Genomic DNA, 13,124 nt, shown 5'->3' with positions numbered 1-13,124 from the left:
AAATCTTTTGAGAATGGTTGTTCTCCTTCATGAAATAGGTCACTGGATTACCCATCTTTTACCAAAACCAGGTGCCTCTTCATGGCCAACAGAATTCTTTATAGAAACATCTGAGGAAGTTAAAGAGGGATGGGCACAACTCATAACATACTGGGTAGTTGATGAAATTGGAGTTAAAATTAAGGATGCCTTTGAAAAATTAAACAGATATCAATCATCTGCTTATCAGGTTTATGAAATTTTCAAAGGTAAAGATATAAATTCAGTTATAGATTCGCTTGAGAAATTAAGGATACTTAATAAACCCGCAACACTTGATGACTGGAAAAAATTATAAAAAAGTAAAGAATAGATTAATTCAGGCTACTCAGGACCAGGATATGCTTGCCTTTAAATCACTCGTGAAAAAAGAAGCGGATGTGAACGCAAAATATAATAATGAACTTAACTGCCTTGATATGTGCTTCTAAATTTAAAAAAGCAGATGCAAAATAATATTTACTTTTTGTAGACAAACATAAATGCTAACTCATTTTAATGTAAGCAAGCAGAAAATAAATTTTGATGTGTCTAATAGGAGACACTTCTTAAATTTTTACTTGACTCAAAAAATCAAAACTTATTTGAATTTTAAAATTAAATTTAATTATAATATATTTTATGAATATTTTTGATTTTATAATTATAGGACTTATTGTTGCATGTGGTTTTTTTGGATTTTTTGAGGGTTTCCCAAGAATTTTAATTGAAGTATGTGGAATACTTATTGCTATTTACCTTTCTTTTCTTGTGCATAGTTTATTTATTCACTTATTCCCGTGGAATCTTATTCTTAGCGTTGTTACTTTTTTTCTTGTTTTATCTATTTCTATAATTATTGCGAGGTTTGTTGGTAAAATCGGGAAACTTTTACCCTTAAGTAATTTTTTTGGCGGGATATTTGGACTTCTTATAGGTTTGGTATTTTCTTTTTACTTGATTTCATTTATTTATAAATTTTTCCCTGGGGCAAGAGAAATTATTGACAACTCATTTATTTTGAAATATTTGACTGAGTTTAAAGAATTTTGGAAAAGCAAAGGAGCTTGATATGGTAAAAATGAAAAAATTTTTAATCGGTCATTTAATCGTGTCTATATTTTTCTCAAAAAATCTTCTATCACAAGAAAATAATAAAGAAATATATGTTTTTATGGTTGACCTCTCTATGAGTATGTTAAGAGATAGTCTTTTTGAAAGTGTAAAAAGAGACCTGAGAAGATTTATACCCGAGAATTTGAAAATAGGAGATAGGGTGATTTTAAGCGGATTCGGTGATGATGTGAGAACATTCTGGGATGACGAAATAAACACAACTGAAGATTTTCAGAGAATTTGCTGGCAAATAGAAAAATTACAATTTAACCATAGGTATACTCATATGTCAAGAGCGTTTGATATACTTGCAAAAAGGATGGAAGAGATAAATGCAAAGTATCCTAATGTGCCTAAATATATTTATGTTTATACTGACGGGATAAACGAACCACCACCAGAATCACATGAATCTCCGATTGAATTTCAGAGAATTCTTCGCGAGCACTGGGGAAAAGAAAAAATGGATCAACTAAATGCATATTTATTTTATATTTCTTTTGGTATTGAGCCCCCAAGAGAAATTGATACAATGGCAAAAGAAATACCACAGGTGAAAATTTTGGAATATACCAGAAAACCAGAAGAAATGGAAATAACTCCAAAACTCCAGATAATAAAAATCAGTTCAGAAAAAAATTTTTTCAGTATCCCCCAGAATAAAAAGGTAATTGAGTTCTCTCTGAAAACAGAAGCAGAAACCGAAATACTTTTTAATGATACTATTTCATTAAAAATTTTACCTGAAGGGAAAATAGAACCTTACAACTTTGAAATTAAAGAAAAGGTTCAGACACAAAACTTTAAACTTTATCTGCCTAAGTTATCCCCGGGAGAAAGAAAGATACATATAAGTTTTGAAACAAAAAAGGGGTCTATTTTAAATCCACTTATTTATGAAATCACTTTAAAAATTCTGCCAACTAAACCTTTTATTTTAAAAATTTTGAAAGTGACATTACCAATTTTTCTGATCCTTTTAATAACTTTATGGTTAATTTTAATTCCAAGATTTGAAAATGAGGATATTGTTGAAATATATCAAACAGGTCAAGAAATTTTGAGATACAAGATAAGGAACGGACAAAGATTTTACTCAAATAAAGTAATAATATCTCAAAACCTTAATGTGCCAAATTTAGATAGAAGAGCCTTTGTATTGATGATTAACCGAGGGAGACAAGTTTTTATAAAACCACTTAAATCTGAAGTTTTAATTAATAATAACCCTATTGATAAAAAAAGATGGACAGAACTTACAGATGGAACTATTTTTTTAGTGGGAAATAGAATGTTTAAATTTGAAAGATGATAAATTATAAAAAAGGAGGTGAAACATGGCATTTATTTTTTATGGTCTGGGAGGTATAGGGACAAGTTGTGTCCTTAGATTAAAAAAGAAAATGAAAGCTAAAGAAAATCTTAGAGAAAATAGGAGGAGAGACGTTTTCTTTTATGGAATTGATATTCAACCTAATTACGATGTGGATCGTTTAGGTGAAGATTTTGACGCAGGATGTAGATACACAATTCCAGGACTTAAAAACCCTCAATCTGTTGTTAATCAAATGTGGAAAGGAGACTCAAATTTCAAGAAATGGTGGCTTGTTCTTCCTAATGGGAATCCCTGGACACATAAAGATCCTATTCTCCCGGGACAGGAAGCTGAAAGAATTAGAGCTAATGGAAGGCTTCTTTTTTATTACTACTTTGAGGGTATTTATGATTTTCTTATAAATAGTTTGATAAATGCGCAGGTTCTTGAAGCCATTGGACAGCCTGCTACATCAGGTGCTTCTCATTTAATTTTTATAGTTTCTTCCTTAGGTGGTGGGACTGGTTCTGGAATTCTTATTGATACTATATTTGCAATTAGAGACATTGTTGGTGATATAGCCAAGATTTTTGGAGTATTTATTGATGGAACAGTCACAGAAACAGGCGGTGCTAGGGGTAGTGGTGTGCAGAGTATAGGTGCACTTGTAGAAATTGAAAGGTGGATGGTTAAACCTGAAGAGTTTAAGATGAATTATCATAAGGGAAGCCTCCCTCAAAGACTTGATAAGTTTACTCGATTTTTAGATGGTGTTCTTCTTGTTCAATACTACAATTCACAGAGTAGATGTTTTGTTGGAAATAAAACTGGAAACTTAATTGATGATTATAAAGAATTGGTTGCTGAATTTTTATATCCTTTTGCAGTAGGTAAGACACAAATAACAAGTGATTTAAATAACCTGTTAAGTAGGCTACCTCACAATCTCCTCTATAAAAATAAAAGATCTCTTCAATATGGCTCATTAGCCATATCAACTATTGTCTTTCCTTATGAATGGATTGCAAAAAGGATAACAAGTAGAATCATTGTAGATATATTTAAGAAAGAAGGGAGATTTGGGGAATTTAAAGCCAACTTAGATGAAATAGATATCTATGTTAAGACCCAATCTTTAATGCCGGACCAGCTTAGAGATTCTTTAAACCCATTAAAAACACAACTCGATGATATTTTTTCTACACAAAAAAGGCTTATTGAAAATTCCAAAAAAAGGAATGTTATAGAAAATATAAAAAATGCAAACTGGAATAACTTTGATCAATGGGAAATAAACAACTTAACAAATTATAAACAAGGAATTCAAGAGACACTTAACAAATACTTAGAAGAACAAAAAAATAAATTAAAGGAAACAATTGAAAGGGAAATACATAAACTTGATTTTAAGGGAATAAAAGATTGGCTAAGGAAACTTGAAGAATTTTGTAACCGACAAATTCAAAACTTAACAAGGGCTACCTTACCAATTCCTGAACAGAAAGATTTAGATGGAAAAATAAAGATGTTAGAAGACCAAACAAAAAAAATTCTTATTTCGCGCTGGAAAGCATGCCGTTCAGATTTTGTTGGGATGTTTAAGAAGTGGAAAGATAATAAAGTGATACAGATTGAAAATAATGAAATTGTTAATTTTTATAATCATTTTAAAAACCACATAAGAAGTGTCACAGAAGTTGTTGAATTTATAGAAGAAACATCTCAAAAAATATACAATAAACATTTTGAGGAAGTTGGGAAACAAACTGCAAGGGAAACCCTTGTAGATAAAGATCGTTTTGCCGTAGGTGATTATCCTCTCACCCTTGAAGTGAGAACAAAAAAAATTGAAGAAAGATGTAGAGAAAAAATAGAAGAGATTTTAAGAAATAAAGAGATATTAGAAGCTTTAAGAAACGGAATAAGTGAAGATAAAGAAAGATATATAGGAATCTGTAAAATTTTCGAGGACTCTTATAATGGGTTATATGGCAAAAATAATAATGCAAAAGGAGCGTTCAAGGAAGCAAACCAAAAAAAATTTGAAGAAAATATAGAGGGATTATTTAAAATAAGTATAGAAAAAAGAGTAAAAGATATTCTTTTTAATTATTCTGTTTATGATGCACTGAATTGGTATATAACAGATCTTTATAAAAAAATTAAAGAAGAAATGCAACCCAGAGACAGGCACCAATATTTAACAACCTTACGATATGATTTTACAGACGAAAGCGCGAAACTTCTTATCGAAGATGAAAACCTACAAGATTTTGATTCATGGAAAGAAAATGCATACAAGGGATTATTAGAAAGATTTAAATTTCTTACAAAACCATTTTATCAATTAGATGAGGGTAAAATTACTTCTGCAAGAAGTAGCATAGATCCTTCTGTTCTTAACTCCCTGTCCTTTGATAGTTTATTGAGAGTATATGCTCCTGAGAATCCCCCAAAGGAAATTAAGGATAGTTTCCCTACAGGGATAACCTTTGCCCTTGGTGATCCACATCAAATTGCTATCACTGGAATGGAGTTTTGCACACCACTTTTTGCATTGAAGGAGTTAATTACATTGAATAATGAGTATAAAAGACATATAATGGACTTCCCTAAAAAAGGAGGGATACCAGTTCATACAGATATGAGGTTTTATACTGACTGGAAAGATGATATTATGTTGGAAGATCCTTTAGTAACAGAAGAGGAAACTGAAGCAATTCTTTTATATGCCTTAGGAATTGGCACCGGAATAATAGAGAGAGATGCAAAAGGCAAATTTAAGTATGGGGGGAAAACCTTAGCAACTTCTTTACCAAAATTGATAGAGAAATTTAAAAAATTTAAAAAGGAACAAGATGCATTAAAAAATGATATTAAAACCCAAATTGAAAAAAGAACAGCAGGGAAACCGAATGTAGCGAAGTTAAAAGAAATTCAGAATATTTTTGTGGAAGCATATAAATTTCATCAGAAAATAAAGCCTGGAGGAGGTCAAGCCGCCCCTGGATATGAGACATGGGAAAACATTGCGAAGAAGATTAGGGCAGAAATAGCACCACAAAGTGGAGACATAATACTTAACACGCTTGGAGATTTGGTTCCAAGAGATATAAATGATGAAAAATTCATAAAAATAAAAGAATCTTTGGAAGAATAAAAAGAAAAAGTAAAGAATAAAAGAAGGAAAAAATTAAAGAGATTGTTAAATCTTTATAAAAAATTATAATTTTGAGGTAATAGAATATATTTTTGAACTTCAGAAGGTTATACTTTGCATTGATTTAAACGCGTTTAATACTGCGAGCATTTTACCACTCTAATACTCATTTTAAAAATTTTTTTAATTTCCCGAATAATAATTTTCAAATTTTTATTTGCTTTTTCTATTATTTCTTTCAAAATGCCTTTATCAAATAAATTAAGGTAAAAGGACTATTACTAAAAAAAAACACTGCAGGATTATTTCAGGATAAAAGTTTAATTACAGGAGAATATATCTTTATTTTTTATCTTTGACTTGTTATCCAAAATTTTTTTCAACAACAACTTTTCTCACATTTTTAAATCCAATTCTATATTGATTTTTTACTTACAGTTGCAGAGTAATTCACATTCTCATTTAATTTGACAAATAAATCAATTTGGCTTAAAATTATAAACTACTATTTAAAAGAAATTAAATATGATGTAGAATACCATAACATTTTAGACTGATAAGGATTATTAATATATTTTTTTAAAAAATAAAAGAAGGGGAGAAAAATTATTTAAAGATTTATGGGGTTTACATTGAATTTTTCTGGCTCAATAAGATCTTCATAAGTGCCTCCTACAAAATGTTCTTGTATAGTCCTCTTTAAATCTTTCAACATAAGCATTTTCTCATAAAATCTTTTGCATTTTCACCTCTCAAAGATTTGTAAGCATAAGTAAAACCAAACTTTGTCTTTAAAAGAGCTGCACAGAAAATATACCTTTACTTTACCCGTTTTTGCATAAAAAGATATTTTTGCTCTTGGATTTGGTATTTTAATAGTAGATGCAGAAAGAGATTTTATTTTTCTTTCCTCACAAAATTCATCAAGAAGCACTTTCAAAGTATCCTGCCCCATTCTGGGACACTTTCCACCTTTTCCTTTTTATAAATTCAACTATTTCAGGATAAAGAGTCTTTGTCTTCTCCTTATAGGTGCTCTTGATTTAGGAATAAGGGATTCTATTTTACCTTTGCGATTCCCTAAATTTCTTTTTCCATAAATATACAGCAATCCTTCTTAACTCCAAAAGCATCCTTTGTTGCCTTGTCGCCATATTTTTCAAAAAATTTGATAATTTCCCTCAATTTTTCCTCTCTATAATTATTTTTTAAACTTTTTTTCTTTTTCATATTTTAATCTTTTTTTCAAATTATCTATTATCTTTTTAAAATTTTTCATTTTTTTTGAACTCTACAAATTCTTGACTTTTTTTTAAAAATTAAATAAAATAAAAATTCCGTTCAACTCGGATTAAAAAAAAACAAAAAATTATGAAAAACTTTCTAAAAATTGGAATAATTATATTTTCATTTCTAATCATAACCTCCTGTAAGAAAAAGACAACTGAACCTAAGCCACAGCAAAATCTTGATAGACAAACTGCACAGGGTATTGCACCTTCAGTAGCCACAGGAATCCAGGTTATGGTTCTTGGGATGTTTGATCCTGAAGGAACCTCACCAATGGCTTTCGGAAAACTTGGAATAAAACAAAGTCCATGTGTTACTGTTACTGGTGATACAAGTGATTTTGACCAGGATGGATACCGTAAAAATGCAACCGCTACCTTTGATTGTCATTATCAGTACCCTAATTTTTCACTTACAGGAACAGCAATAATAAGGGATAAAGATGATAATGACCCCACATCAGGTTTTTATTTAAAGTTTACTGATATCTCTTACACAGTCACTACTCAGGGACAAACAATATCCTGGAAATTAAATGCTACTTACGATATAAATCATACCGGGGATCAGTGGGGTGGTCATATTGATTTTTCCTTTAATTATATGGACAACATTGTATGGTCAACATCTTTTGATTTTTCATACATTCCTGATGACCCAAATAAACCCTGGGAGGGTGGCACAATTAACTTCAATGGGAATTATTCTGTAAAGTATGGTGGTGTAAATTACTCATTCCAGATTTTAGCTCAAAATGTCCATTATAATGAAAATTCTGGTTGTGAATATCCTGACAGTGGAACAGTAAAAATAACTGATGGAACAAATTATTTAGAAGTAACATTCAATTGCGATAGTTATACTGTCTCATATAACGGAACACCCGTATCATACTGAAAAAAATTAAACTCACGAAGGTCCCGGGTTCAAATCCCAGCCAACTCAGTCCATGATACTCTCACCCTTTTAAGGAAGCTTGATTTGTTACTTCTGCCTGCGGGACAGATTAAAACATTTTTAACCTACTATTTTTATAAAAGCTTCTTCAAGATTTTCTGATTCTGTTTCCTTTTTAATATTTGAAGGTGTATCCTCTTTAAAAATTTTACCCTTAAAAATAATTCCCACCCTATCACACATTTCCTCAGCAAAAAATAAAGAATGAGTGGCAAGTAAAATTGATTTCCCTTTTTCTTTCAATTCCTTCAAATGCTTTTTAAATCTGAAAGCTGAAACAGGATCAAGGGCAACAAGAGGTTCATCTATTATAATTAGATCAGGATTATGAATAAGTGCAGAAGTTATTGAAATTTTCTGTCTCATACCGTGAGAGTAAAATCTTGATTGTGTATCTATATAATCTCGCATTTCAAAAAGTTTTGAATAAAAGTCTATTCTTTCCTTTATAAATTTATCATCTAATTTATAAAGTTTACCTGTATAAAGAAGATGCTCATAACCTGAAAGATAGGGATAAACAAAGGGATTATCAGGAATATAACCTATATACCTTTTAAAACTATCAAACCTATCAGTTATCTTTTTATCTTTAAAATAAATTTCACCCTCATCAGGGATTAAAAGTCCTGTTATGATTTTTAATGTTGTAGTTTTTCCAGAACCATTCGGACCTATAAGACCATATATTTCTCCTTCTCTGAGTTCTAAATCAAAGGGACCAAGAGTAAAATTTTCAAACTTTTTAACAATTTTTTTAAGTTTTAAAAGAAGCTTTCTATTCAATATCAAGAATCTCTATTTTTATCTTACCAACTACTGCCATAACATCAGCCTGTTTTTCAACTCCCCCAAGTTTAAGCATAATATGAAGTGGATCAGCAGGGAACTGACCGAAGGTAGGATCAACAAAAACCCATTTATTAAGATAAATAACATTCCAAGCATGATAATAAAAATAACCATCAGTAAAAACAAGACCTACAGCAATTTCAGAAGGAATTTTTAAAGCTCTTGCTGCTGCAGCAAAAAGGACTGAATGCTCATTACAATCACCTTTTTTCATTTTTAAAACATCAAGAGCTGAAGGGAAGGAAACAACAGCAGATTTTTCAAGGTAATTGTAAACATAAAGTGTTAAACTTTTTGCAATTTTTGTATAATCATCAAAATTTCCTGCACCTTTTTTTGCAAAATCTATAATAAGGGGATCATCTGACTGGATAAAAGCAGAAGGTTTTAAATATCTTGATAGATTTGTTGTATCAATTTTTTTTACCTCATTAACACTTGATTTTAAAACCTCTATAACAGCATAATTTTCTCCTTTCTCTAAAATTTTTTGAGTTCCAGATTCAAGATCAAGAAGTGATAAATCAATGTTAGAAAGACGATAAACTATCCTTTTGTAGTTTTCCCTATTTAATTCATCAATTTTTTTACCTTCAGGTTTAACCGCAAACTTTAATAAAATATTTAAAGGTTTACCCTCTATCTTCATTGCCTCTTCAGGAGTCTCTCTTAAAAATACCATTTCAGGCTGGGTTTCTTCCTTTAAAATTCCCTTATCATCAACCCATACAAAAGTAATTAAACCTCCTGCCACTATCCTATACTGCTTTGCTTTTACTTTTTTACCCTTATAATCAACCTGAACTTCACCAAGATTTTCCACATAACCCTTTTCCATTTTAAAAGTCGTGGGGTCAAAATAACTGAACTCCATTTTCTTTTCTACTTTATTTTCTTCAATAATTTTTTCAAGGGTAAGAGGTAGTTGGGAAAGACCCTGAATTTCTAAGGATAAATCTCTTTTAAATTCAGGAGTCTCAACTTTCAGAAATAGTTTATCACCTTTAAAGACCCCCTTTACCTTCATCTTTTGTTGCATTGATTCAAGAATAAAATCAAAATCTTTTGGAACATAATTGGAATCAGCATTAACAATTGTTGTTGCAAAGAGTTCCTGAATCTGTCCAAGCTGAATGACTTTTAAATACATTTTCTGATATATTTCTCTTCTTTTATCTTTTCTATTTAGTTTTGTATAAGCATAACCAACCTTTTTATCCCCAACATAAACACCCATCCATAACTCTTCTATTTTTTCTCCAAATAAAACCTCCTCTGTCGGTATCTTTTCAATTTCTTCTTCTTTTATAATATGTGGTGCGGTTCCAGGCTTTATATAATAAAAAAGTAAAATTAGAAAAATAATTCCTAAAACTGTAATTAAAATTAACCTTCTTCTTGCCATTTTGCCTTCCTCTTTTCAAGAAATGCTTCTATTCCCTCCTTTGGTTCACCTGTTGAAAAAACAAGACCAAAACTTTCAGCTTCATAACTTGTAGCAGTGGTAAATGTTGAATCAATTCCCCTGTTTATAACTGTTTTTACAAATCTTATTGCAGAAGGACCCATTTCAAGAATTTTTTTAACAAGGTTTTCAGCTTCCTCAAGATGTTTCCCTTCCTCTGCTAGAACTTCAGCAAAACCCCATTCATAAGCCTTTTCACCTGAAATCGGTTCTCCTGAATAAATCATCCATTTTGCTCTTCCAATTCCTATTAAACGCGATAACCTCTGGGTACCTGCAAAACCTGGAATAAGACCAAGTTTTACTTCTGGTTGACCTATCTGAGCAGATTTTGTAACAACTCTCAAATCACAAGCAAGAGCAAGCTCACAACCTCCTCCAAGAGCATAACCATGTATTGCTGCAATAACTGGTAATTCTGAATTTTCAATATTCTGCAAAACTTTTTGACCTTTTTTTGCAAATTCTCTTGCTTCAATTGAATTAAAATCCTTCATAACTTTTATATCAGCACCTGCACAGAAGGATTTTCCCTCACCTGCTATAATTATTGCCCTTTTATTTTTATCCTTTGAAATTTTTAAAACAGCATCTTCAAGGTCAGAGAGAAGTTCAGGAGATAAGGCATTAACAGGCGGTCTTGAAAGAAATATTATTGCATATTTAACTTTATCCTCAATTTTCAAAAATTTGTATTCCATTTTTTGAAAGAATTTTAAAAGGGATTGAACCTTAAATTTAATTATAAATTCTTTTTTTAGGTAATTTCTTTTTCTTCAAGATAGTTTTTTCTCACATAAATTAGTGCTTCTTCTTTTGTTTTTAAAACTCCTTCTGCTCTTAATTCTTCAACTTCATTTAATATTTTTCTAAAAATTGGACCAGGCGTAAGTCCAAGATTTATTAAATCATAACCATTAATGAGGGGTAATGGTCTTTCTTTTTCACTCTCTAATTTAAAATCGTAAACTTTCTTTAATAAATTTTTTAAATATCCTGGATTTTTTCCTGGTGGGGTTGCTCTAAAATCAGCATAAGCGTGAACAAAAAGAAATAACCATAAATCCCCTGTCTTTTTTAAATATCTGAAAATTGCCCTTTTCGTTATTTCCTCTTCCTTTCCCAGTAAATGGGGATACATATGAAAATAAACCATACTTTTTAATTTTTTAGCAAATTTTTCTGAAAACCTAAAATCTTTAGCCCATCTATAGGCAATATTTGCTCCCACTTTATCGTGACCTATGAATCTTGTTCTATTATCTTCAAAGGTTCTTGTTAAAGGTTTTCCTATATCATGAAAAATTATAGAAAGAAAAAGTAAAAACCTGTTTTCAGGTTCAAAAATTTCCTTTAAATCTTTTTCATATTTTTTAAAGAAAGTTCTCTTATAATTTTTATAAAATCTTTCAAGATAATAAACACAGTTTAATGTATGAAAAAGCACATCAAGGGATTTATCCTTGTAAACCTGTAGAGAACCTTCCATATTTTTTAGTTCTGGCACTAAAACAAAAAGTAAACCGGATTCCTTCATTTTTAAAATAGTTTCATAAATTTTCTCACCCTCAGAAAAAATTATATAAAGTTCTCTCATAATTCTTTCCCTTGCTGATTCAAGAATTTTTTCTTTGTTTTCACTTATAAAGTTTAAAGTATCTCCCTCTATTTCAAATTTAAACGTTGCCATAAACCTAAAGGCTCTTAGCATTCTTAATGGGTCTTTTATTAAATTTTCTTTTTTAAAAGCTCTTACTATTTTCTTTCTTATATCACCAATACCTCCAAATTTATCTATTAAAACTTTTTCTGGGTATTTTATTGTTATAGAATTTATTGTAAAATCCCTGTTTGATAGGTCAGTTTCAATATCTTTTTCAATTTCACCTATATCAAGGGTAAAGTTATTTTTAATTACAATTCTCCATTCCTTTCTTTCTTTATCAAGTAAAAAAGGAAAACCTTCAACTTTTCTTGAAAGCTCGTTTATAATCTCAGCAGGGTTAAAGGAAAGTAGTATATCAAGGTCTTTAATTTCCTTTTTACCTAAAAGAAAATCTCTTATAGCTCCACCAACAATATAAAAGTCTATTTCTTTTTTTAAAAAAAATTCAAAGGCGTTTTTAAAAATTGAATTTTCTAAAAAATTAGTAAAATCTAAAACTTTTTTCAAATTTATCCTTTATAAAGGGAAAGGGATAGGGCAAAGGAATAACCTAAAAATGGGTGAACCCTATAAATTCCCTCTAAGTTTAAAAACTTTAAATTTACTCCAAATCCTGCACCAAAAGTCTTCTCTCCACTTCTTAATCCACCCCTTAAGTAAAAAGAAGACACTAAGGGTATTTTAAAACCTATACTGTAAGTAAAGGGATGATTTTCCTCTGAAATAAGATCAAAGAAAAAGGAGAGTGCTTCATTGGTTAAACCTAAGGAAAGGACAAATAGAGATGGTATATCCTCTTTATATTTTTTACTCCTATAAACATTTCTTGTAAAGGCACCAATTTTTATATCAAGGGGAAAATAAAAAACAGTTCCTAAATCAAAAGTAGGTTCATTGAAAGTTATAACTTCAGGAATATTAAGGGAAAGTAATTTAAAACTCGTTCCAATAGAGAAAAGAGAATTTTTGTAATTTAAAGCTAAAAGCAAAAAGTTTTCCTTATATATATCCTCACCAAAATAGGAAAATCCAAGAGCTCCTTGAAATTTAAAAAGGGGGAATGAAAAGGCGGATTCAAAGGAATTAATAGGTAAACCTTCATAAGGTTTTGTGTAGGAAAAAGCAAGGGAAAATCTATCAGGGATAAGTGCAGGTTGATAAAAACAAGATAAAGGTGAGTTAAGAGTTGAAATATGAGAACCCATAATAGCCTCAGGTGATATTATTCTTTCAGGAAAAAGTAAAGTAAAAAGAATAATTACCATAGATTAATTATAAAAAAATT

General features: G+C 30.2%; 11 protein-coding genes. 5 read left to right on the top strand and 6 right to left on the bottom strand.

Annotated elements, in window-relative coordinates; genetic code table 11:
* From ABIN17_04990 to ABIN17_04975, 4 genes are all read left to right on the top strand, one after another.
* Positions 1 to 337 (top strand): hypothetical protein (locus ABIN17_04990; GenBank protein MEO0284413.1); only part of this gene is annotated, 337 nt, incomplete at its 5' end.
* Between the two features lie 323 nt (positions 338 to 660).
* Complete coding sequence (locus ABIN17_04985; protein MEO0284412.1) at positions 661 to 1,089, top strand: CvpA family protein; 429 nt, start codon at positions 661 to 663, stop codon at positions 1,087 to 1,089.
* Between the two features lie 10 nt (positions 1,090 to 1,099).
* On the top strand, positions 1,100 to 2,446 hold the full coding sequence (locus ABIN17_04980; GenBank protein ID MEO0284411.1) for a VWA domain-containing protein: 1,347 nt from the start codon (positions 1,100 to 1,102) through the stop codon (positions 2,444 to 2,446).
* Positions 2,447 to 2,471: 25 nt separating this feature from the next.
* Positions 2,472 to 5,609: a tubulin-like doman-containing protein gene (locus ABIN17_04975; protein ID MEO0284410.1), complete on the top strand. Its 3,138-nt coding sequence runs from the start codon at positions 2,472 to 2,474 to the stop codon at positions 5,607 to 5,609.
* Between the two features lie 1,080 nt (positions 5,610 to 6,689).
* Here the strand turns inward: ABIN17_04975 and ABIN17_04970 are convergent.
* Positions 6,690 to 6,839, bottom strand: coding sequence for a hypothetical protein (locus ABIN17_04970; protein ID MEO0284409.1), 150 nt, complete (start codon positions 6,837 to 6,839; stop codon positions 6,690 to 6,692).
* Positions 6,840 to 6,980: 141 nt separating this feature from the next.
* Between ABIN17_04970 and ABIN17_04965 the strand changes: the two genes are divergently transcribed.
* On the top strand, positions 6,981 to 7,796 hold the full coding sequence (locus ABIN17_04965; GenBank protein MEO0284408.1) for a hypothetical protein: 816 nt from the start codon (positions 6,981 to 6,983) through the stop codon (positions 7,794 to 7,796).
* Between the two features lie 120 nt (positions 7,797 to 7,916).
* On the opposite strand, the gene ABIN17_04960 is transcribed toward ABIN17_04965, so the two are convergent.
* From ABIN17_04960 to ABIN17_04940, 5 genes are read right to left on the bottom strand one after another with little or no spacing between them, the layout of a single operon-like run.
* Positions 7,917 to 8,642: an ABC transporter ATP-binding protein gene (locus tag ABIN17_04960; GenBank protein MEO0284407.1), complete on the bottom strand. Its 726-nt coding sequence runs from the start codon at positions 8,640 to 8,642 to the stop codon at positions 7,917 to 7,919.
* Entirely contained in the window at positions 8,635 to 10,113 is a 1,479-nt protein-coding gene (locus ABIN17_04955) for a transglutaminase-like domain-containing protein (protein MEO0284406.1), read from the bottom strand. Before ABIN17_04955 ends, ABIN17_04960 begins: the two co-directional genes overlap by 8 nt.
* On the bottom strand, positions 10,095 to 10,874 hold the full coding sequence (locus ABIN17_04950; protein MEO0284405.1) for an enoyl-CoA hydratase-related protein: 780 nt from the start codon (positions 10,872 to 10,874) through the stop codon (positions 10,095 to 10,097). Before ABIN17_04950 ends, ABIN17_04955 begins: the two co-directional genes overlap by 19 nt.
* Positions 10,875 to 10,930: 56 nt before the next feature.
* Positions 10,931 to 12,346 (bottom strand): HD domain-containing protein, encoded by a 1,416-nt coding sequence (locus ABIN17_04945; GenBank protein ID MEO0284404.1) that lies wholly within the window; start codon positions 12,344 to 12,346, stop codon positions 10,931 to 10,933.
* A 2-nt stretch (positions 12,347 to 12,348) separates the two neighbouring features.
* On the bottom strand, positions 12,349 to 13,104 hold the full coding sequence (locus ABIN17_04940) for a hypothetical protein (protein ID MEO0284403.1): 756 nt from the start codon (positions 13,102 to 13,104) through the stop codon (positions 12,349 to 12,351).
* Positions 13,105 to 13,124: the final 20 nt, after the last annotated feature.

Source organism: candidate division WOR-3 bacterium (assembly GCA_039803925.1).
Classification (GTDB): domain Bacteria; phylum Hydrothermota; class Hydrothermia; order Hydrothermales; family JAJRUZ01; genus JBCNVI01.
This window is presented reverse-complemented; position numbering and strand designations above follow the sequence as displayed.